This is a genomic window from Streptomyces tremellae, from assembly GCF_039540215.1.
GTDB classification, from domain to species: Bacteria; Actinomycetota; Actinomycetes; order Streptomycetales; family Streptomycetaceae; genus Streptomyces; species Streptomyces tremellae.
The window spans coordinates 74113-95280 of record NZ_BAABEP010000004.1; the positions used below are offsets into that span (position 1 = coordinate 74113).

At 74.6% G+C, this 21168-nt stretch carries 14 protein-coding genes and 1 tRNA gene; 7 read left to right on the forward strand and 8 right to left on the reverse strand.

All coding sequences use genetic code 11. The annotated features are described in order from the left end of the window. Nucleotides 1-10: 10 nt before the first annotated feature. The gene (locus ABEA77_RS05210; protein WP_345641821.1) at nucleotides 11-1693 is read right to left on the reverse strand and encodes a thiamine pyrophosphate-binding protein; all 1683 of its coding nucleotides are present in this window, start codon (nucleotides 1691-1693) and stop codon (nucleotides 11-13) included. 148 nt (nucleotides 1694-1841) lie between these two features. Between ABEA77_RS05210 and sucC the strand changes: the two genes are divergently transcribed. From sucC to ABEA77_RS05230, 4 genes are all read left to right on the forward strand, one after another. Beyond that, a complete protein-coding gene (sucC, locus tag ABEA77_RS05215; protein ID WP_345641824.1) occupies nucleotides 1842-2975 on the forward strand; it encodes an ADP-forming succinate--CoA ligase subunit beta in 1134 nt (377 codons plus the stop codon). Nucleotides 2976-2986: 11 nt separating this feature from the next. Continuing rightward, nucleotides 2987-3895, forward strand: coding sequence for a succinate--CoA ligase subunit alpha (gene sucD, locus ABEA77_RS05220; RefSeq protein WP_345641826.1), 909 nt, complete (start codon nucleotides 2987-2989; stop codon nucleotides 3893-3895). Between the two features lie 174 nt (nucleotides 3896-4069). Then, nucleotides 4070-5641 (forward strand): aldehyde dehydrogenase family protein, encoded by a 1572-nt coding sequence (locus ABEA77_RS05225; protein ID WP_345641829.1) that lies wholly within the window; start codon nucleotides 4070-4072, stop codon nucleotides 5639-5641. Between the two features lie 153 nt (nucleotides 5642-5794). Then, nucleotides 5795-5882: transfer RNA gene (locus tag ABEA77_RS05230), tRNA-Leu, on the forward strand. 144 nt (nucleotides 5883-6026) lie between these two features. Here the strand turns inward: ABEA77_RS05230 and ABEA77_RS05235 are convergent. From ABEA77_RS05235 to ABEA77_RS05250, 4 genes are all read right to left on the reverse strand, one after another. Next, entirely contained in the window at nucleotides 6027-6872 is an 846-nt protein-coding gene (locus tag ABEA77_RS05235; protein WP_345641831.1) for an RNA polymerase sigma factor SigF, read from the reverse strand. A 193-nt stretch (nucleotides 6873-7065) separates the two neighbouring features. Beyond that, nucleotides 7066-7458, reverse strand: coding sequence for an SH3 domain-containing protein (locus ABEA77_RS05240; protein WP_345641833.1), 393 nt, complete (start codon nucleotides 7456-7458; stop codon nucleotides 7066-7068). Between the two features lie 202 nt (nucleotides 7459-7660). Further along, a complete protein-coding gene (locus tag ABEA77_RS05245; RefSeq protein WP_345641835.1) occupies nucleotides 7661-11662 on the reverse strand; it encodes a hypothetical protein in 4002 nt (1333 codons plus the stop codon). A 19-nt stretch (nucleotides 11663-11681) separates the two neighbouring features. Continuing rightward, the gene (locus tag ABEA77_RS05250; protein ID WP_345641837.1) at nucleotides 11682-13013 is read right to left on the reverse strand and encodes an MFS transporter; all 1332 of its coding nucleotides are present in this window, start codon (nucleotides 13011-13013) and stop codon (nucleotides 11682-11684) included. 186 nt (nucleotides 13014-13199) lie between these two features. Between ABEA77_RS05250 and ABEA77_RS05255 the strand changes: the two genes are divergently transcribed. Continuing rightward, entirely contained in the window at nucleotides 13200-14207 is a 1008-nt protein-coding gene (locus ABEA77_RS05255; protein ID WP_425588198.1) for a LacI family DNA-binding transcriptional regulator, read from the forward strand. A 218-nt stretch (nucleotides 14208-14425) separates the two neighbouring features. Beyond that, nucleotides 14426-16447 carry an FUSC family protein gene (locus ABEA77_RS05260; RefSeq protein ID WP_345641842.1) on the forward strand — a complete coding sequence of 674 codons (2022 nt, stop codon included), beginning with the start codon at nucleotides 14426-14428 and terminating at the stop codon, nucleotides 16445-16447. A gap of 277 nt (nucleotides 16448-16724) precedes the next feature. Here the strand turns inward: ABEA77_RS05260 and ABEA77_RS05265 are convergent, their stop codons facing one another. The 3 genes from ABEA77_RS05265 to ABEA77_RS05275 all read right to left on the reverse strand — a co-directional run bounded on the left by ABEA77_RS05265 (nucleotide 16725) and on the right by ABEA77_RS05275 (nucleotide 20333). Then, the gene (locus ABEA77_RS05265) at nucleotides 16725-17531 is read right to left on the reverse strand and encodes a family 1 encapsulin nanocompartment shell protein (protein WP_345641845.1); all 807 of its coding nucleotides are present in this window, start codon (nucleotides 17529-17531) and stop codon (nucleotides 16725-16727) included. Continuing rightward, the gene (locus ABEA77_RS05270) at nucleotides 17528-18583 is read right to left on the reverse strand and encodes a Dyp-type peroxidase (protein WP_345641848.1); all 1056 of its coding nucleotides are present in this window, start codon (nucleotides 18581-18583) and stop codon (nucleotides 17528-17530) included. The genes ABEA77_RS05265 and ABEA77_RS05270 overlap by 4 nt, the downstream gene beginning before the upstream one ends. Before the next feature lie 106 nt (nucleotides 18584-18689). Then, a complete protein-coding gene (locus tag ABEA77_RS05275) occupies nucleotides 18690-20333 on the reverse strand; it encodes an FAD-dependent oxidoreductase (RefSeq protein ID WP_345641851.1) in 1644 nt (547 codons plus the stop codon). A 104-nt stretch (nucleotides 20334-20437) separates the two neighbouring features. Between ABEA77_RS05275 and ABEA77_RS05280 the strand changes: the two genes are divergently transcribed. Further along, nucleotides 20438-21103 carry a helix-turn-helix domain-containing protein gene (locus ABEA77_RS05280; protein ID WP_345641854.1) on the forward strand — a complete coding sequence of 222 codons (666 nt, stop codon included), beginning with the start codon at nucleotides 20438-20440 and terminating at the stop codon, nucleotides 21101-21103. Nucleotides 21104-21168: the final 65 nt, after the last annotated feature.

A 21168-nucleotide genomic window follows, 5' to 3' on the forward strand; every position in this document is an offset into this window, starting at 1 on the left:
GAGCGACTCCTCACTTGTACATGGTCTGGTTCATCGTTCCGGGCGCGTACGCGTCCGGGTCGACCCACACGTTGATGAGGGAGGGCAGCCCGGACTCGCGGGCGCGGCGCAGCGCGGGGCCGATGTCCGCGGGATCGCGCACCTCCTCGCCGTAACCGCCCAGCATCCGGGCGAACATGTCGTAGTGCACGTCCCCGAGGGTGTTGCCGACCCGCTCGCGGTCCTTGCCGTACTTGACGGCCTGGCCGTAACGGATCTGGTTCATCGAGGAGTTGTTGCCGACGATCCCGACGAACGGCAGGTTGTAGCGGACGAGCGTCTCGAAGTCCCAGCCGGTCAGCGAGAACGCGCCGTCGCCGAAGAGGGCGACGACCTCCTTGTCCGGGCGCGCCTGCTTGGCCGCGAGGACGAAGGGGACGCCCACGCCGAGGGTGCCGAGCGGGCCCGGGTCCATCCAGTGGCCCGGCGACTTGGGCTGGACGACCTGGCCGGAGAAGGTGACGATGTCGCCGCCGTCGCCGATGTAGATCGAGTCCTCGGTGAGGAAGTCGTTGATCTCGCTGACCAGTCGGTAGGGGTGGATCGGGGAGGCGTCGGAGCGCAGGCTCGGCAGCCGCTTCTCCAGCGCGGCCCGCTCCACGGCGCGCAGCTCGTCGAGCCAGCTCTTGCGGCGTGCCGCCCCGCCGTTGACGCGGCCGCTCGCCGCCTCGGCGACGGACTTGAGGACGAGGCCCGCGTCGCCGACGATGCCGAGGTCGATGTCGCGGTTCTTGCCGACGGTGCGGTAGTCGAGGTCGATCTGCACGACCGTCGCGCCGGGGGAGAGCCGCTTGCCGTACCCCATCCGGAAGTCGAAGGGCGTGCCGACGATCACGATCACGTCGGCGTTGGAGAACGCGTAGCGCCGGGAGAGCTGGAAGTGGTGCGGGTCGCCGGGTGGCAGCGAGCCGCGCGCGGCGCCGTTCATGTACGCCGGGATGTTGAGCGTGCGCACCAGGCCGACGGCGGCGTCGGTGCCGCGCGTCGACCACACCTGGCTGCCCAGCAGGACGGCCGGCTTCTCGGCCGCGACCAGCAGGTCGGCGAGCCTCTCGATCGCGTCGGGGTCGCCCGCGGTGCGGGTGGAGGCGCGGTACCCGCCGGCCCGTGGTACCCGCGCCTTCTCCACCGGGACCCTGGCGTCGAGCACGTCGCGGGGGATCTCGAGGAAGGACGGACCAGGAGCGCCGTGGTAGCACTCGCGGAAGGCCATCGAGACCATGTCGGCGGCGCGCGCGGTGTCCGGCACCGTGGAGGCGAACTTGGTGATGGGCGTCATCATGTCGACGTGCGGCAGGTCCTGGAGTGAGCCCATCTTGTGCTGGGTGTGGGCGCCCTGACCGCCGATCAGCAGCATCGGCGACTCGGCGCGGAAGGCGTTGGCGACGCCGGTGACGGCGTCGGTGGTACCGGGTCCCGCGGTGACCACCGCGCACCCCGGCCTGCCGGTGATGCGCGCGTAGCCGTCCGCGGCGTGCGCGGCGACCTGTTCGTGGCGTACGTCGACGACGTCGATGCCCTCGTCCACGCACCCGTCGTAGATGTCGATGATGTGGCCGCCGCAGAGGGTGTAGACGCGCTCCACCCCCTCCGCCTTGAGCGCCTTGGCGACGAGGTGGCCACCGGATATCTGTCCCTGGGGATCGTCGGGCATGGAGTGTTCCCGTCCCTTCGTCAGAACGCCGCGAAGCGCTCCCGGTACATTGCATACAGTCTACGAATACTGTATGAACCTTGTTATCCCTCATCCGTGGGGTGGTGTCCAGGGGGCGTGCGGCACTTGACGCAAAAAGAGGAGCGGCATGGATCTGTACGAGTACCAAGCCAGGGAACTCTTCGCGGACCACGGCATACCGGTCTCCGCGGCGGAGACCGTCCGAAGTCCGCAGGAGGCGCGCGCCGCGGCCGAACGCCTCGGCGGGCGCGTCGTGGTGAAGGCGCAGGTGAAGACCGGTGGCCGCGGCAAGGCAGGCGGGGTGAAGCTCGCGTCCGATCCCGCGGCCGCAGAACTGACGGCCCGTCAGATGTTCGGTATGGACATCAAGGGACACACCGTGCGCACGGTGATGCTCGCGGAAACCGTCGACATCGAGCGGGAGTTCTACGCCTCCTACGTCCTCGACCGGGCCGCGGGCACGTTCCTCGCCATCGCCTCGGCCGAGGGCGGCATGGAGATCGAGGAGGTGGCGGCCACCCGGCCGGAGGCCGTCGCCAGGATCCCCGTCGACCCGGCGGAGGGCGTCACCGAGGCCAGGGCGGCGGAGATCGCGGTCGCCGCGGGGCTGCCCGCGGACACCGCCCCCGTGCTGCGCGGCCTGTGGCAGGTGCTCGTGCGCGAGGACGCCCTGCTGGTCGAGGTCAACCCGCTCGTGCGGGCCGCAGACGGCCGCATCGTCGCCCTCGACGGCAAGGTCACCCTCGACGACAACGCCCGCTTCCGTCAGGAGCGTTGGGGTGAGAGCAGGCGCGACTCCGGGACGGACGCGCTGGAGGCGGCGGCTGCGGAGAGAGGCCTCAACTACGTCAAGCTCGACGGCGAGGTCGGCGTCATCGGCAACGGCGCGGGACTCGTCATGTCGACCCTCGACGTGGTCGCGGGCTGCGGCGCGCGCCCCGCCAACTTCCTCGACATCGGCGGCGGAGCCTCCGCCCAGGTCATGGCGGACGGCCTGGCCGTCATCCTCTCCGACCCGGACGTGCGGTCCGTGTTCGTCAACGTCTTCGGCGGCATCACCGCGTGCGACGCCGTCGCCGAGGGCATCGTCAGGGCCCTGGAGTCGGTCGCCCTCACCAAGCCGCTCGTCGTCCGCCTCGACGGCAACAGCGCGGCACGCGGCCGGCGGATACTCGAAGACCGCGCGCACCCGCTCGTCCAGCAGGCCACCACCATGGACGGCGCGGCGCGCCAGGCCGCCGTCCTCGCGCACGCCGAGTGAGGAGCGAAAACGTGGCGATCTTCCTGACCAAGGAGAGCAGGGTCCTCGTGCAGGGCATGACCGGCGGCGAGGGCATGAAGCACACCCGCAGGATGCTGGCCGCAGGGACCCGGGTGGTCGGCGGCGTCAATCCCCGCAAGGCCGGCAGGACCGTCGACTTCGACGTCCCCCCTGGGCCCGGGGGCGGGGAAGGCGCCCGGGTCGCGGTGCCCGTCTTCGGCTCCGTCGCCGAGGGCATGGCGGCCACCGGCGCCACGGTCAGCGTGGTCTTCGTGCCGCCGCCGTCCGCCAAGGCGGCCGTGCTGGAGGCCGCAGACGCGGGCATCGCGCTCGCCGTCGTGATCACGGAGGGCATTCCCGTACACGACGCCGTCGTCTTCCTGGCGTACGCTGGGGAGAAGGGCACGAGGGTCGTCGGTCCCAACTGTCCCGGCCTCATCAGTCCGGGACAGTCGAACGCGGGAATCATCCCGGCCGACATCGCCCCCGAGCCCGGCCGGATCGGACTCGTCTCCAAGTCCGGCACGCTCACCTACCAACTCATGTACGAACTGCGGGAGATCGGCTTCTCCTCGGCGGTCGGCATCGGCGGCGACCCCGTCGTGGGCACCAGCCACATCGACTGCCTCTCCGCCTTCCAGCACGACCCGGAGACGGAGCTGATCGTGCTCATCGGTGAGATCGGCGGCGACGCGGAGGAACGCGCCGCCGCCTACATAGCCGAGCACGTCACGAAGCCGGTCGTCGGCTACCTCGCCGGATTCACCGCGCCGGAGGGCAGGACCATGGGTCATGCGGGAGCCATCGTGTCCGGCTCCTCCGGTACGGCGGACGCCAAGAAGAAGGCGCTTGAGGAGGTGGGTGTGCGCGTCGGGTCCACCCCGTCAGAAACGGCACGGCTGGTCCGCGACCGCCTCTGAGGGCGGCCGCGCCACCGGCGGCGTACCGCGCCCGGCGAACACCGGTGCGGCCCGGCGGCCGCACCCGCACGGCACCGCCGGGGCGCGTCCGGCCCGCAGGGCGGGACCGGACGCGCCCCGGCGCGCACCACAGCAGCCATACAACCCCGCCCACCTCACGAGCGGAGACCCTCCATGGCACCCACGACCACCCCCGCCGCCACCGCACAGCGCCCCCTCGCCCGCAAGCCGGGCACCGGCTGGGACGACGCCTGGCGCCGCGCGCTCGCCGCCGCCCCCGAGGCGTTCCAGGACGACCGCGTCCGCAACCTCTGGGCCGGCACCTGGCACGCGGACGGCAGCTCCCTGTCCGCCACCAGCCCCGTCGACGGCACCGCCGTCGCCGGGCCGCCCATGCTCGACCCGGGGACCGCGGGCCGGGCGGTGCGCGCCTGCCTCGACCAGCACAGGGCCTGGCGCCACACCCCGCTCGCCGAGCGCAAGGCCCGCGTCTCGGCCGCGCTCGACGCCCTCGCCGACCACCGCGACCTGCTGGCCCTGCTGCTCGTCTGGGAGATCGGCAAGCCCTGGCGGCTCGCCCGCGCCGACGTCGACCGGGCGATCGACGGCGTGCGCTGGTACGTGGCCGAGATCGACCGGATGACGGCGGGACGCACCCCCCTCGACGGCCCCGTCTCCAACATCGCCAGCTGGAACTATCCGATGTCCGTGCTGGTCCACGCGATGCTGGTACAGGTGCTCGCGGGCAACGCCGTCATCGCCAAGACCCCCACCGACGGCGGAGTGGCCTGCCTGACCCTCGCGTGCGCCCTCGCCGCCCGCGCGGGGCTGCCCGTCTCCCTGGTCAGCGGCAGCGGCAGGGAGCTCTCCGCGGCGCTCGTCAACTCACCCGAGATCGGATGCGTCTCGTTCGTCGGCGGCCGGGACACCGGCGCGCGCATCGCCACCGCCGTCACCGACCTGGGCAAGCGGCACATCCTCGAACAGGAGGGCCTCAACACCTGGGGCGTCTGGAACTTCACCGACTTCTCCGCGCTGGCCGCCGTCGTACCGAAGCTGTTCGACTACGGCAAGCAGCGGTGCACCGCCTACCCGCGCTTCGTGGTGCAGCGCTCGCTGTTCGCCGACTTCCTCGACGCCTACCTGCCGGCCGTGCGGTCGGTGCGCGTCGGCCACCCCCTCGCCGTCGCCGACCCCGACGACCCGCTGCCCGAGCTGGACTTCGGCCCGCTCGTCAACGCCGCCAAGGCGAAGGAGCTGCGCGACCAGGTCGCCGAGGCCGTCGACCGCGGCGCGGTCCCGCTGCACGAGGGTACCCTGCGCGACGCCGCCTTCCCCGCGGGCGGCTCCCGCGACGCCTATCTGGCGCCCGTCACCCTGCTCAACCCGCCGCCGTCCTCGCCGCTGCACCACGCCGAGCCGTTCGGCCCCGTCGACACGATCGTCCTCGTCGACACCGAGGCGGAGCTGCTCGCCGCGATGAACGCGTCCAACGGCGCGCTCGTCGCCACCCTGTCCACCGACGACCCGGCCGCCTACGACCGGCTCGCGCCCCAGGTGCGGGCCTTCAAGGTCGGCCGGGGCAAGCCCCGTTCGCGTGGCGACCGCGACGAGCTGTTCGGCGGCTTCGGCCACGCCTGGCGCGGCGCCTTCGTCGGCGGGGACCTGCTCGTACGCGCCGTGACCGACGGCCCCGCCGGGGAGCGCCTGCCCGGCAACTTCCCCGACTACCACCTGATGCCCTGACCCCGGGCACCGAGGACCCCGCCGGACCGGCCCGTCACCCGGGCCGCCCGGCGGGGCCCAGCCCTGACCACCGGATATGGCGGTGAAACACGCCCCGAACCCCTGGTATCGTTGACCACGTCACCGCGGCGGCAGCGCTGCGGCAGACCACTCGTCCGGGTGGCGGAATGGCAGACGCGCTAGCTTGAGGTGCTAGTGCCCTTTATCGGGCGTGGGGGTTCAAGTCCCCCCTCGGACACCAGCAGTCACCTTCAGGCGCCCACCGGCATCCGGTGGGCGCCTGAAGGCTCTCGGGGGCCGCCCGGGGCGGTGCGTCAGCCCGCGGTCCGCGTGGCGGAACGCGCGTGGGCCCGGCGGGGGTACCGGGCCCACGCGCGCGAGCGGCTCAGTGCTCGGTGAGCATGCCGGAACGCAGCGTCTTCAAGGTGCGGTTGAGCAGCCGTGACACGTGCATCTGCGAGATGCCGAGCGCGTTGCCGATCTCCGTCTGCGTCCACTCCTTGCCGAAGCGCAGCTCCAGGATCGTGCGGTCCCGCTCGTCAAGCCGCGCGAGGAGCGGCGCGAGCGAGGTCAGGTCCTCCACCAGCTCCATCCCGGGATCGCAGGCGCCGATCGAGTCGGCGAGCGTCGCCGACCTGTGCGCGCCGCCGTCCCCGCCCTCGTACGGCATGTCGAGGGAGTCGGTGCTGTAGCCGTTCGCGGCGATCAGGCCGTCGGTGATCTCCTCCTCCGAGCGGCCGAGGTGGGCCGCGAGCTCCGCGACCGTGGGCTCGCGGTCGAGGCGCGCGGAGAGCACGTCGCGCGCCTTGGCCAGCTCGACGCGCATCTCCTGGAGGCGGCGCGGGACGTGCACCGCCCAGGTGCTGTCCCGGAAGAACCGCTTGATCTCCCCGACGATGTACGGCACGGCGAACGTGGCGAACTCGTTCTCCCGGCTCAGGTCGAACCGGTCGATCGCCTTGATCAGGCCGATCATGCCGACCTGGATCATGTCCTCGGTCTGGTCGCGGCGGCCGAAGCGCCGGGCCGCGAAGTGCACGAGGGACATGTTCATCTCGATGAGGGTGTTGCGGGCGTACGCGTACTCGGGCGTGCCCTCCTCAAGGACCTGCAGCCGGTCGAAGAACAGCTTCGACAGGGCCCGCGCGTCGACGGGTGAGACGGCCTCCGGGTCCTCGATCCTCGGCAGTTCGGTGGCACGCTCCGTGGCGCTCGCGGTGGTGACGGACATGACCTTTCCCTTCACGGTCGAGGTGGGGCAGCCCCCTTCTGCCCTCGATTCCACCCGACAATACTTGTCACAGGGAAATCTTTTGCAAGCACTCCCGGAGCCGGGCGGGGACGCGGGGTCCGAAGGCCCCCGGAAACGGCTCCGCCGCCGGTCGCGCGAGGCGGCCGGCGGCAGAGTGCGGAGCGGGGGGACGTCAGCAGTACGGGACGGGCGAGAGGTTCTGCACGTAGCGGGCGGCGACGTACCCGCCTCGCCCGCCGCCGAGGCGGTACCAGAGGTTGTTGCCGTCGACGTTCTGGCCGCGGACCTTGCAGCGCAGGTAGACGACCGAACCGGGCTGGAGGCTGCCCAGGGAGCGGGAGTTGGTCGTGGCCCGCTCGCGGATCGAGAGCGGGAGGCGCGCCACGACCTTGCCGCGCGGCTGCCCCGCGGGGGCCTGGCCGGGCTGGGCGGCCGCGGCGTGCGAGTCGCCCTGGGGGACCGGGGAGGCCGCGTTCGCCGGGGTGGCGGCCAGGGCGGCCGTGCCCGCGATCAGAAGCCCGGAGACGGTGGTGGCGACCCGGCGCCCCACACGCGATGCGTGCATGAAGTCCTTCTTTCGCTGGAGTTGCTGTGCTCCTCCTTCATGGCACGTCCCACGTCCGAATCGCCCGTAAGAAACAGCCATATCACTCTTATGGCTGTATAAAAGTATGCGTAAAGTCCGCCGGCCCGGTCGACGGCTCAGGGTCGAAGACCCCATCCTGACCTGCGAGTTCATCGCCATCCGTGCGGCGGGGCCCGGGGGCTCAGGGCAGCTTGGCGTGTCCGAGCAGCCGGACCGGTCCGAACAGTCCCGACCTGACCTGGCCCGCGGCCACGGCCCGGGTCGGCGACGCGTCGTCGAGGTATCCGGCGAGCGTGCCCCGCACCACCACCTCCACGGTGTTGGCGCCCGCGCGCAGCGCGTCCGTCACCTCCACCGCCCACGGACCCCACACGCGCTCCCCGCAGGGCACCCCGTTGACGGCGACCTCCACCGTGCCGCGCACCTCGCCGAGGTCGAGCAGCGTGCGGCCCTCCGGGCGGGCGGGGAGCGTCACCTCGGCCCGGTAGCGCACCGCGCCGCCCAGCGCGCGGAGCCCCAGCTCCTCCCAACTCACCAGCGGCGCGGGCACCTCCGCGAGCTCCGCGGTGACCGGTCCTGACAGCAGCGCGCCGCCCCTGCGCCCGTCGCGCGCACGCACCCGCAGCACCACCTGTGTCCCCGCGGGGGCCGGTCGCGGCAGCGCCACCCGGCCGGCCGCGTCCGGCGTGTACGTGACCCCGCCGACCAGTACCTCGACGGGCAGCGCCGTCGGCACCCGCAGGGCGCGCGCGCCGAGCGGCGCGGTGAACCGCAGCCACTCCACCCGCTCGGGCCCCGGCGCCAGGTCGGGCACCACCGGCTCGACGGCGCCGCCCTGCGCCGCCGCGGGCTCCAGCCAGTGCGCCCCTGGCAGCGGATGGGGACGCGCCCACGCGCAGACGCACCGCGGATCGCGGCCCAGCTGCGTGGGGCGCAGCACGGCGGGCGCGGCGACGCCGTCGACGACGGCCGTCCACGAGGCGTCGCCGCACAGCCCGAGGCCGCCCCGGCGGGCGGGCGGCGAGTCGAGCACGGCGGCCGTCGCCCGGCCACCCGCGTCGGTCAGCCGCAGGGTCAGCGTGTTCTCCCCGACGCGCAGCAGCCCGCCCAGGTCATAGGGGTGCACCCGGACCTCGCGGTGGCCCGGGTACGGGTTGAAGTCGCCCTGACGGCCCACCTCCACGCCGTTCAGCAGCACCGTGCACGCCCCGTCGCTGCCGACCTGCACCACGGGGTCGGCGGGCGGCGCGTCCAGCACGAACCGCCGCGTCAGGTCGCACGTACGGCCCCCGCGCGGGGTGCCGCCCGCCGACATCCACTCCGGCCTGCGGTACGCCTCCCGGTCGCGCACCACCGCGAAGGAGGCCCGCACCGGGCCGTCCTCGCGGGCCGTGAGGACCAGCTCGACCGGGACCGTGCGGCCCGCGAGGTCCGCGGGCAGCGGGCTGAACGACTGGTAGCCGTCGCCCTCGACGGGCAGCTCGCGCCCGTCCGCCAGGACCCGGCGCGCCGCGTTCGCGCCCACCGCGAGCCACCGGGGCCCGGGTGCCGGCGGCAGCGCCAGGTGCGTCCGTACGGACACCTCGCCACCCGCCGCGACCTGCCGCACGTCGAGGAACTCCTCCGGCACGTACCCCTTCGGGCCGAGCCGGTAGTCGTGCGCGGGGTCCTTGCGCACCCCGCGCGAGAGCGACCACTCGACCGGCTCGTAGTCGCCCCCGCCGTGCCGCACCAGGGCGAAGGGGCCGAAGCCCGCCGTCACGGGACGCCAGCTCCCACTGCCCCCTGGGCTGCCGGTCCTGTGCTCCATCCGCCACACCTCCACCGGCAGCACACCGCGCCGGTCGGCGGCGGCCAGGTCGCCCTCGTCGTTGTCGAGGGTCGAGACGGCCAGTGCCCGCCAGGGCCCCACCGCGACGGCACCGGTGGGCGGCGGCAGCGGACGCCGGGTCGGCGCGGGCAGGTCAGCGCCGAACACCACAAGCGCCACCGCGCCGTCGGCGAACGGCACGTCGAGGCGCCAGCCGCCCCCGGCGGCCGGCGCCACGGCCAGCTCCGTGCGCTCGCCGGTGCCCGGGTCCCAGCGCTGGGCGCGGGGCGCCGCCGCGAGCCCCTCGATCCGCACCGCGGCGGTGCGCCCGGCGGGGGAGACATAGGCGTAGCCGTTCTCGTGCAGTTGCCGCCAGTACTCCGACCAGGAGAAGTTGTCCTGCGCCGTCCAGTCGCCGGTGCCGAGCGAGACGATCGGGGCCCGGGTGCCCGTCTCCTCGTCGTGGGCCGTCAGCGCGAGGACGTGCGTGGAGCCCGCGCGGCGCAGCAGGAAGGGCGCGTCGGCCGCGACACGCACCGGGCCCCGCACGACGGCTGCGGGCACCTCCTCCGGGTCCTCGACCACGGTGACCAGGCCGTCCGCGAGAGCCCCGGCGAAAGCGCCGCCACCGTCGCCTTCGCCGCCACCGAGGAACAGACCGGGCGCCCGGCCCGCGCACACCACCCGCCCGCCGGCCCGCGCGAAGGCCGCGAGCACGCCCGCGGCGGCCGTGTGCAGCGCGGGGGGTCCCGGCAGCACCACCGTCCGGTACTTCTCGCCGCGCAGCGCGAGCAGCGGCCCCGCGGCGTCCACCGTGACGGCCGCCGCGGCGAGCGCCGTCTCGTCGAGGACGTCGTGGTCGAGCCCCGCGCGCTCCAGCACGCCGCGCCGCTCGGCGAACCAGGTGCCCACGCCGTTCAGCCAGTGGTAGAGAGCCGCCGCCTCGCGCGCGCCCGGCAACGGGCCGTCCGGCGTCAGCAGCGCCTGCGCCGTCGTGGTGGGCGAGAGCAGGACCGTATCGCAGACGTGGTCGCCCGCCGTCAGTACCGAGCACAGCCGCGCCACCGCGCGGGCGAACACGTGGTATTGGGGCCAGTACGGCTGCCGCCAGCAGGTGGACGGCGGCGCCCACTCCCACCAGCCGCCCGGCGTCGCGTAGTAGACGGCGTGCGGGTCGTAGAGGTTCGCGCCCCTGCGCAGGAACGGCGCGAGCCAGTCGTACGTCTCCTCCAGCGTGCCGCCCCAGCCCGACGAGTGGAACGCCTCGATCCAGGTGCGGGGCTCGCCGCCCGCGTGCGCCATGGAGCTGTGCACCTTGGCGTCGCCCCAGTGGTCGCTGCCCGGCGCGCCGTAGCCGCGGTGCGTGGCGTGGTAGTCGCCGTACACCTGCACCCCGCCGACCGGGTCGCCCTCGCGCGCGGGGGACGGCTGGTCGAAGCCGCAGAGCAGTCCGTGCCGGGCGAGCCGGGCGCGCTGCGGGCCGAAGAACGCGCGGGTGCCGAGCTGCGCCCTGTGCTCCTGGTAGTCGCGCCGCACGCGGGCCGCCGCGGCGTCGCCCGCGTCCGCGTCCCACAGGCAGGGCAGCCGCGGCACCAGGTCGTAGCCGTACGCCTCGGCGAAGGTGGCGGCGAAGTCCCGGCCCCAGGTGGGCAGGGCGGGCAGCTCGTCCTGGAAGAAGCCGCCGATGGAACGGCCGAACCACTTGCCGACGTGGCGCTCAAGCGTCCCGTGCACCCGGTCGAGGAGCGCGGCGCACGCCTCCTCGCCGAAGTAGTCGAAGCCGCTGACGCCGCTGTGCACCAGGGTGAGCAGCGCGGGCGGGCCGTCCCAGTGTGCCGCGCCGTCCGCGTCGAGCGGTACCGGAACCGGCCCGCCCGCCCCGCCGCCGAGCGGGGTGGCGCGCGCGGCGAGCGCCGTGTGCCCCGCGGGCGGGCGCACCACCGCGCGCCCGTGGCCGGTGCGTTCGGTGGTGCGGTGCAGGGCGAGCCCGGCGAACCCGGGGTTCCGCGCGGTCAGCAGCCCCTGGAAGTTGGCCCCGGAGAAGCCGATCTGGTCGTACATCCACAGGGTGAAACCCAGCTCGTCGGCGTCCGCGCAGGCGCCGTCGAGGAGGGCGAGCCACTCCGGGCTCAGATACGGCGGGTCGTCGGCCAGTGAGCCGAACATCGGGCCCGTCGGCGCGAGGCAGATCACCACCGCCTGGTGCACGCCCTGCGCGAGCAGCCGGCCCATCTGCCGCCGCAGCCGCTCCCTGGTGACCGTGGCGCCGCTCCACCACCACAGCGGCAGCGGCCCGTACTCGGGGGCCGGGTCGGTGAAGCGGGACAGCAGCCGTGCCTGCCCGGCCGGCCGCAGGGGCTCGTCGACGGTCACGGGGGGAACCTTTCTGCGCTCAGGTCGTGCGTTCCAGCTGGATGCGGTCGAGCGGCTTGCCCACGGTGTTCGGCATGAAGAAGAACCCGACGCACCCGCTGATCAGCAGGAACGCGCACAGCAGCGCCGCGACGGAGGTGATGCCTGCGCTCGCCAGATGCGGCACGTAGTAGCTCCACACGCCGAGGCAGGCGCGCGCCACACCGAAGGTGAAGCCCTGCGCGGTGCCCCGCAGCATCGTCGGGAACAGCTCCTGGCTGACGGTCTTGTAGAAGGCGTCGCCCGCGAGCGAGGCGCCCACCCCGAAGAGGAACGTGTTGAGCAGGATCGTCGGCACCGTGAAGGGGAAGATCAGGAACAGCGCGTACGCGGCGATCTGCATCACCGCGCCCGCCGCCCACAGCTGTTTGCGGGTGTGGTGGTCCCGGTCGCTCAGCGGCATGTAGACGAAGACCGTCGCGACGATCCCGATGCCGAAGCCCGCGCAGGACAGGGCGACGGAGACGGTCTGGTCGCCCGCGCCCAGGTTCTTGACCATGTACGGGGTGAAGAGACCGGCGGTCCCGGCCGCGAGGCCCTGGAAGACGTAGAAGCCGCCCGTCCAGCACAGCGCCTTGAGGTGGGTGCCGCGGAACAGGGCCCGCACCCGCGCCGTGTTCGCCGCGCCGCGCTCGGCCGCGGCCTTCCACATCGCGGACTCGGTCATGCCGCGGCGCATCGCCCAGGTCACGATCGCGACCGCCACCAGGTGCAGGAAGACGATCCGGATGCCGAGCAGGCCCAGGTGGGACAGGGCGAGCGCGAGCAGCAGCACGATCATGGGCCCGATGTTCCACGCCACCTGGGTCAGCCCGAGCAGTTTGCCGCGCGCCCTGACCGGCGAGAACTCGCCGACCAGCGCGAGCGACGTGGGCACGTCGGCGCCCACCGCGACGCCGACCACGAACGTGCCGAGAAAGAGCATCCAGGAGTTCACGGAGAGCGCGATCAGCAGCACGGCGGCCGCGTACACCAGCAGGTCGTACTGGTAGATCCGCTTGCGGCCGAGCCTGTCGCCGAGCCGGCCGCCGATGAACGAGCCGATGGCCGCGCCGATCGCGTTGGGCCCTATGGCGGCGAGCGCGCCGACGCCGGTGAAGCCCGAGGTGGCGAGGTGGAGGTGCTCCTGGAAGAGGGCGAGACCCGAGCCGATCGCCACGATCGAGCCCGCGTCGAGATAGGACGCCATGCCGGCGAGCGCGGACCACCGCCACTGCCGGCGGCTGACACGGTCGGCCTGGACGCCGTCCTTGACCTGTACGTCTTCCGCGGAGCTTCCGGCGGTACGGTCGCCGGGCGCCGACTGTCCCATGGTGCGGCTCCTCGCTGTAGAACGTTCTCCGACCGGGGGTGGCCAACCGTAGGACCGAGCACCCGTTCGAGGTCAAGACGCGTGCGTAGGGTTGGAGAACGTTGTAGTGAAACCACGACTGTACCCGATCGCGGACGGCCGGAAAGCGGAGGCGCGGCAATGCACCCGGTCGGCGGCGGGCGGCGCGTGACGATCACCGATGTGGCCCGGCACGCGGGCGTGTCCACCTCGGCGGTCTCGAAGGTGCTCAGGAACGCATACGGAGTCAGCGACGCGATGCGGGAGCGGGTCCGTGGCGCGATGGCCGAGCTGGACTACCGGCCGCACGCCGCCGCGCGGGGCATGAGAGGCCGTACGTACACGATCGGCGTGCTCCTGGACAACCTGCGCAACGCGTCCTTCGCGGACATCCTCGACGGGGTGGGCGAGCACCTGCGCGCCACCGAGTACCAGCTGTTGCTCGGCGCCGCCGGCTTCGGCGCCGAGGACCAGGCGCGGCTCGCGCGGGCCATGGTGGACCGGCAGATGGACGGGCTGATCCTGATCGGGCCCGGCTTCGCCCGCCGGGAGGTGCTCGGCGTGGCGGCGTCCGTGCCGACCGTGGTCATCGGCCACCACGACACCGCCGACGCGTACGACACGGTGGTGGACGCCGACGCGGAGGGCGCGGCGCTGGTCGTCGACCACCTGGCGGGCCTCGGGCACCGGCGGATAGCCCTGACCTCCGCGCACGGCAACGCGGGCACGGGGTGGACCGGCACGCCCGAGCGGGTACAGCGCCGTGGCTACCGGCAGGCGATGCGGCGGCACGGCCTCGACGCGTACGCGCGGATCGCGACGACCGCCTACTCGGAGGAGGGCGGCTACCGCGCCGGCATGGAGCTGCTGACCTCGGGCCCCCGGCCCACCGCCGTGTTCGCGGGCGCCGACGTGGCGGCGATGGGCGTCTTCAGGGCCGCCCGCGAGCTTGGCCTCGCCGTACCGGACGACCTCTCCCTCGCCGGCTACAACAACACGGCGCTGGCGGCGCTCGCCCCGGTGCGGCTGACCAGCGTCGACCAGGCCGGCGGCCTGATGGGGCGGACGGCGGCCCGCCTGCTCCTCGAACGGGTGGAGGGCCGCGGCACGCCGGTACGCGTCTCCGTCTCGCCCACCCTGGTGGTCCGGGGCACGACGGGCCCCGCGCCCCGCTGACGCCCGCCCGCGCGGCGGAAGGCCCCGGCCGGCGGAAGGCCCCGGCCGGCGCCCCGCTTCGCCGAGCGGCGGGGGCGGCGGGCGGGTGACGTGGCGGCGCGGGACCATGGACCATGGACGCGGAGAACGGGACCGCGCCCCGGACGCCGCGCCCGCATCCGCGGCGCCCGGCAGCCCGCCGGGGCGGGTGGAGCACCGGCTCAGGAGGGCGAGGAGCAGTGGCGCGCACGGCCGGGGCCCGAGGCGGGTCCCGCATCCCCGAGTGGCTCGCCGCGGCCCTGCGCCCGAACCCGGGGCCCGTGCCCTGGCCCGCCGCGCTGCGCGCGTGCGTCGGCGTCGCGGGCCCGCTCGCCCTGGGGTTCGCGCTCGGCAGGCCCGCGTACGGGGCGCTCGCCGCGATCGGCGCGCAGTTCGCCGTCATCAACGACACCGCGGACTCCTACCGGATGCGCTTCCTCGGCATCGCCGTGCCGCAGCTCGCCGGCGCGTGCGGCGTCGTCGTCGGGGCCGCCGTCCTCGGCCACGGCGCCCTCGCCGTCGTCGCCCTCACCCTCGTCGGCCTGGTGTCGGGTCTCGTCTCCTCGATCGGGCCGCTCGCCTCGGCCGCCGGGCTGCTGCTGCTCATCAGCACCGTCATCGAGGCGGGCCTCCCGGTGCCCGGACCCTGGTGGCTCGCGCCCGCGCTGTTCCTCGGCGGCGGCGCCTTCGTCCTGCTGCTCTCCCTGCTCGCCTGGCCGGTCAGGGGCGCGGCGCCCGAGCGGCGCGCCGTCGCCGACGCCTACCGGGCGGTCGCCGGCCAGCTCGCGGCCGCGGGCGGCGCCGACTACGAGACCCAGCGGCAGACCACCACCCGCCGTGTCGACCACGCCTACGACGTGGTCCTCGCGCGCCGCGCGAGGGAGCGCGCCCAGCGGACCACGGCGTTCGCCCTCTTCGCCCGGCTCGACGCGCTGACCGCTTTGCTGGAGGCGGCGCCCGCCGCGCACCACGCGGGCCGCCCGCTGCCCGCGGCCGTGCCCGCCGCCGTACGGGAGCTCGCCGACGCCGTCGAGCACCCAGGGCCCGCCGCGGACCGCCCGGCACTCGACGCGACCAGCGGCCCGGGCGACCGGGCGGGGCGCGCGGTCGTGGCGGCGCTGCGCCACGCCGCCGACGTGGTCCACGGCGCCGACCCGGCCCCCGGCGACCGGCTCGGCCGCCCCGCCCCCCTCGGGACGCGCGCGGCGCGCACCGCGCGCGCCACCCTGCGCTCGGCCCCTGCCTGGCGCTACGGGCTGCGGCTCGCCCTGTGCGTCGGCATCGCGCAGACCCTGGTCTCCGTGGTGGCCGTGCCCCGCTCCTACTGGGTGGCCCTCACGGTCGCCTTCGTCCTCAAGCCGGACCTCGGCTCCGTCTTCTCCCGCGCGGTGATGCGCGCCGTCGGCACCGTCGTCGGCCTCGGCGTGGCGGCCGCCGTGCTGGTGGCCGCCCCGCACGGCTGGTGGTCCGCGGCGCTGATGGCGGTGCTCGCCGCGCTGCTGCCGGTCATGGCGGCGAAGGGGTACGCGTACCAGACCACCGCCGTCACCCCGCTGATCCTGCTCCTGTCCGACGTGCTGAACCACCTCGGCGCCGGGCTGCTGCTGCCGCGGCTCGTGGACAGCTTCATCGGCTGCGCGATCGCGCTGGTCGCCGGATACCTGCTGTGGCCGGAGAGCTGGCACGCCCGGGTCGGCGACCGGCTCGCGGACATCGTCGACGACGCCGCGCGCTACGTCGTGACCTGCCTCGTCAGGGACCCCGCGGCGCCCGGCGGGGCGGCCCCAGGCGCCGACGAGGACGCCTCGGCCCGGTCCCGCAGGCGGCTGTACCGCGAACTGTCCGCCGTACGCGGCGAGTTCCAGCGGGCCATGACCGAACCGCGGCCCGCGGCGACGCTCGCGGCCGAGTGGTGGCCGCTGGTCGTCGCCGTGGAGCGGGTGGTGGACGCGACCACGGCCGCGCAGCAGGACGTCGGGCACGGCGCCGAACCGCCGCGGCCCGCCGAGGCGCGGGCCGTCGCGGAGCAGCTCGGGCAGCTCGCCGCGGGCATCAGGACGCACACCGCGCTGCCGCGCGTCGAGACGGAGCACGACCCCGCGGGCAGCCCCGTCCTCGACGCGCTGCGCGAGCAGGTCGGCGCGGCGCGCGCCGTGGCCACCTCGGAGCAGGCGCGGGGCCGTCCCAGGCCGGGGCGCCGCCGGGGGAGCACCGCACGCTGACGGGGCGGGCGCGAGCGCCGGGGCTGCACCGGCGGAGTCCGCCCCGCCGTGCCCCGGACCGGTTTGCTCCGCGCGCGGCGAGCAGCGCGGGCGGGCAGGACCGCGCAGGCCCCCGGCGGGCAGCACCACCCGCTCGGCTGCGGGGCCGCCGCCCGCCTGCCCGGTCGCGAGGAGGAACCCCGCGACCGCCCGGGCCGCCCCCCGCGAAAAAGCGGAGCGCCGCCGCGGCGGCGGGGAGCACGGGCCTCCCGTGCTCCCCGCCGCGCGGAACCCGCCCTCAGCCGCGGTGCGGCGCCAGCGCCACGACCGCCTCCGACGTGTACGTCAGGAACGTGAAGGACTCCTGGAAGTACAGCTCGACGCTGGTCGCGTCGTGGCTCAGGTAGCCGATCGAGACGTCCTGGCCGATCCGCAGCTCGAAGTCGCCGCCCCGGGTGGCCAGCAGGAACGCCCCGTCGATCGCGGGCGCCCAGACGATGTCCCCGCTCAGCAGCCGCGCCAGGTGCTCGTGGATCGGGTAGCCGTGGTCCGAGGTCTCGCTGACCTCGGTGTACGCGTCCGCGCTCAGCGCCAGCGAGTACGGCCCGTCCACACCGGCGAGCCGCAGCTCGGAGATGGCCTGGCTGACCGCGTTCGGGTACTCGCGCACATCGGCGGGGAGCGTGAACGAGCGGTTGGAGGAGCTCGCCCTGATGCCCTCGATCCCGGCCGCCGCGTACCCCTCGAAGACCGCGCGGTCCTCGGCGAACGCCAGCTTGCGCGCCGCGTCCTTCACCGGGTCCCAGTCCGCGTCCTTGGCGCCGCGCTCCACGATGTCGACCTGCTCGCGCGAGACCGTGAACGGCACCCGCAGCTCCACCAGCGGCTGCGCCTCGCGCAGGTGCGCCCGTACGCCCTCGGCGGGCGCCTCGACGCCCCGCAGATGCCCGGTCGGCACGGCGGCGAACCCGGAACCCTCGGGCTCCGGCACGTCCACCAGGCGGCGGGCCGCCACATGGCGCTTGAACGTACGCCGCGCCTCCTCCTCCAGGTCGGCCCAGGCCGCGGCGGAGACGGGGGCCAGTTCGCGGTGCAGATTGTTCACTTGGCGGTGCTCCTGTTCAGGTCTCCGATGCCCAGGCTGCCGTCGGCACGGGCGCCGTCCGGACCCTCGGTCCGGGTGTGCGGTACGGGTGGTACGGGCCGCTCCTCGGCCGCGGCCGGCGGATCCGGCAGGTCGTCGAGGAAGTCCGCGGACGGCGTGAAGAACAGCGTGCCCGTGACCGCGGTGGAGAAGTCGAGGATGCGGTCGTGCGTCGCCGCGGCCGTGCCGAGGAACATGTTGCGCAGCATCTGCTCGGTGACGTCGGGCGTGCGGCTGTACCCGATGAAGTACGTGCCGAACTCGCCGTGCCCCGGGCTGCCGAACGGCATGTTGTCGCGGAGGATCTGCGACTCCTCGCCGTCCGGGCCCTCGACCGTGTTCAGCGCCACGTGCGAGGCGGGCTCGTCCAGCTCGACGTTGGTGAGCTTGCGGCGGCCGATGATCTTCTCCTGCGCCTCCACCGGCAGGGCGTTCCACGCCGGGAGGTCGTGCAGGTACTTCTGCACGATCACATAGCTGCCGCCGGCGAACTCCGGGTCCTCGTCCTCGACCAGGACCGCCGCGCGGGCCGCGGGGCCCTGCGGGTTCTCCGTGCCGTCCACGAACCCCATCAGGTCGCGGGCGTCCAGGTACTTGAACCCCTGGACCTCGTCCTCGACCGTGACGTACGCGCGCAGCCTGTCCATGATCTCGGAGGCCAGCCCGAAGCAGAGGTCCTGCCGGGTCGCCCTGAGGTGGAACAGCAGGTCCCCAGGGGTGGCGACGGCGCGGTGCCGAGGACCCGTCAGCTCCCTGAACGGGTGCAGCCGCGCCGGGCGCGGCCCGTCGAACAGCCGCCCCCACACGCCGGAGCCGATGCTCACCACGCAGCTGAGCTCGCCGTCCGGCGCGCCGAAGCCGTAGGCGCGCTGGAGGCCCGGCAGGTCGGCGAGCAGGTCGCGCACCGGCTGTTCGCCGCCCTCGTCGACCGTCACGACCAGGAAGATCGCCGCCGTCGTGAGCGGACTGAGCACCGGCTGGGGCTCCGGTGCTCCGGATGGTTCGACCGTCAATCCGCTCTCCCGTTCTCCTCGTGCCCGGGGCGTCTGCCCCGCTCGTGGCCGCGTCACGCGCGTGCCGAGCCCGGCCGCATCCTATGACCCGCGCCCGTGCGGCCCGTCACTTTGTGACGCGCCGCACCCGTACCGTGTTGTCGGTCCTCGTCACCCGCGTGCCGTCGGGCGCGGTCTGCACCCGCTGGTGCTCCTCGCAGCGCTCCACCACCCACGCGCCCTGCGCGAGCCGCAGCCCGGCGAGCACCTCGGCGGGGGACGGCAGGACGACCCCGGAATGGCCGTGCTCCCAGGGCGCGCCGCCCGAGTGGCCGGTGATCAGCAGCACCCCGCCCGGCGCGACGGCCGCCGCGGCCCGCCGCAGGATCTCCTCGCGCGGCAGGTCGCCCACCGAGTGCAGGAACTGCGCCGACACCAGGTCGAACTCGCCCTCGGGGAAGGTGGCGCCCAGGTCGTGCCACTGCCAGTCGATCAGGCCGCCGACCCCGGCCTCCCCGGCGTGCCGCTCCGCGCGTTCGAGCGCGAGCCGCGAGATGTCGGCGGCGGTGACCCGCCAGCCGCGGCCCGCAAGCCAGACGGCGTCCCCGCCCTCACCGCACGCCAGGTCGAGGGCGCGGCCCGCGGGCAGCCCCGAAACCTCCCGCACCAGCTCGGCGTTGGGCTCACCGCTCCAGATCCGGTCGCTCTGCGCGTACCGCGCCTCCCAGTGCTCCCGCAGGTCCACGGGACCGCCGTCCGCGCCGGGCACGGGGGAGCCGGCAGCGCGCCGCGCGGTGACGGCCGCCGCGGTGTCGGCCGCGACCAGGTCGGCGTTGATGGCCGCGCCCGCCCTGACCCCGGCGGCCGCCGCCCCGATGACCTGATCCGCCGGCGAGGCCACGTTGCCCGCGACCCACACGCCTGGCACCTCCGTCGCGCCGGTCGCGTCGGACGGCACGTAAGTGCCCATCACCTGCCCCGCCACGGCCTGTTCCGCCGTCGCGAGACCGAGCCCGGCGAGCAGCGCGGAGCGCGCGGTGAAGCGCGGGGCGACCACCAGCGCGCCTCGCGGGACGACCCGGTCACCGAGCCTGACCCCGGTCAGCCGGTCCTGCGCGACCTCGACGCCGGTCACCTCGCCGTCCACGACGGCGATCCCGCGCGCCGCCAGCTGCTCGTACGCGTCGTCGTCGAACTGCGGCGCGGTGTGCGCGAACACCGTCACGTCGTCGCTCCACTGCCGCCACAGCAGTGCCTGGTGCACCGCGAGAGCGCTGGTGGCGAGGACGCCCACGGCGGCGTCCCGCACCTCCCAGCCGTGGCAGTACGGGCAGTGCAGCACGTCGCGGCCGAACCGCTCGGCGAGCCCAGGCACCGGAGGCAGCTCGTCCACGAGCCCGGTCGCCACCAGCAGCCTGCGGGCCTCGACGCGGGTGCCGTCGTCCCGTACGACGAAAAAGCCGCCGCCCTCGGCGGCCGGCAGCCGCTCGGCCGAGGCGGCCGTGCCGGCGACGACGGTGGCGCCGTAGCCCTCCACCTCGGCGCGGCCGGCGGCCAGCAGCTCCGCGGGCGGCGTGCCCTCGCGCGCGGGATAGGCGTGGACGTGGCCCGCGCGGGCGTTGCGGGGCTCGCCGCCGTCGATCACCAGCACCGAGCGGCGGGCGCGCGCCAGCGCGAGCGCCCCGCCGAGGCCGGCCGCGCCACCCCCGACCACGATCGCGTCGTACCGCCCGCCGCGGCTCCCCGCCCGCCGTCTTCCGGTTTCCGGCATGTCCGGCTCCTTCGTTCTTGTCTCCCGGGTGCTCCGACAGGGCCGAGGGTGCGTCCGGACTCGCGTGTTTGACAAACCCTGTTGCCGAGTCGGCAAATGGAGGCATGGCGCACGACACCGACTCCGGGACCGGAACCGGTACCCGGGGCTCCTCAGAACCAGACGGCGGCCCCGGCCGCGACGGCCTCGCCGAGGTGCTGACCGCGGTCGGGCCCCGCCTGCGGGAGGTACGGCACCGGCAGGGCACCACGCTCGCCGCGGTCAGCGAGGCCACCGGCATATCGCTGAGCACGCTGTCGCGGCTGGAGTCCGGCAGGCGGCGGCCGACCCTGGAGCTGCTGCTCCCGCTCTCCAGGGCGTACGGGGTGCCGCTCGACGAACTCGTCGGCACCCGGGGGAGCGAGGATCCGCGCGTCAGGCCCCGCCCGTTCGTCCGCGACGGCACCACCTTCGTGCCGCTGACCCGCCACATCGGCGGACTCCTCGCCTACAAGGAGATCATTCCGCCGGCCCCGGCGGAGGCCCGGGGCCGGAAGCTGGAGCAGCGGGTCCACGAGGGCTACGAGTGGCTCTACGTGCTCTCGGGACGGCTGCGCCTCGCGCTGGGCGAGCACGATCTCGTGCTCGGCGCGGGCGAGGCCGCCGAGTTCGACACCCGCACCCCGCACGGGCTCGCCAACGCGGGGGAGCGGCCGGTCGAGTTCATCGCCATCTTCGGCCCCCAGGGCGAGCGGATGCACGTGCGGGCCCGCCCGGCGGCGCGCGACTGACCGGCCCTGGGCCCGGCGGCGCGCGAGTCCGGCCCGTACCCGCCGCGTGCGACTCCGGCACCGGC

Bases quoted from the DNA above. Each gene is read 5' to 3' on its own strand.
- ABEA77_RS05210 (WP_345641821.1), bottom strand. From the start codon at position 1,693: ATGCCCGACGATCCCCAGGGACAGATATCCGGTGGCCACCTCGTCGCC.
- sucC (WP_345641824.1), top strand. From the start codon at position 1,842: ATGGATCTGTACGAGTACCAAGCCAGGGAACTCTTCGCGGACCACGGC.
- ABEA77_RS05225 (WP_345641829.1), top strand. From the start codon at position 4,070: ATGGCACCCACGACCACCCCCGCCGCCACCGCACAGCGCCCCCTCGCC.
- ABEA77_RS05235 (WP_345641831.1), bottom strand. From the start codon at position 6,872: ATGTCCGTCACCACCGCGAGCGCCACGGAGCGTGCCACCGAACTGCCG.
- ABEA77_RS05240 (WP_345641833.1), bottom strand. From the start codon at position 7,458: ATGCACGCATCGCGTGTGGGGCGCCGGGTCGCCACCACCGTCTCCGGG.
- ABEA77_RS05250 (WP_345641837.1), bottom strand. From the start codon at position 13,013: ATGGGACAGTCGGCGCCCGGCGACCGTACCGCCGGAAGCTCCGCGGAA.
- ABEA77_RS05275 (WP_345641851.1), bottom strand. From the start codon at position 20,333: ATGCCGGAAACCGGAAGACGGCGGGCGGGGAGCCGCGGCGGGCGGTAC.
- ABEA77_RS05280 (WP_345641854.1), top strand. From the start codon at position 20,438: ATGGCGCACGACACCGACTCCGGGACCGGAACCGGTACCCGGGGCTCC.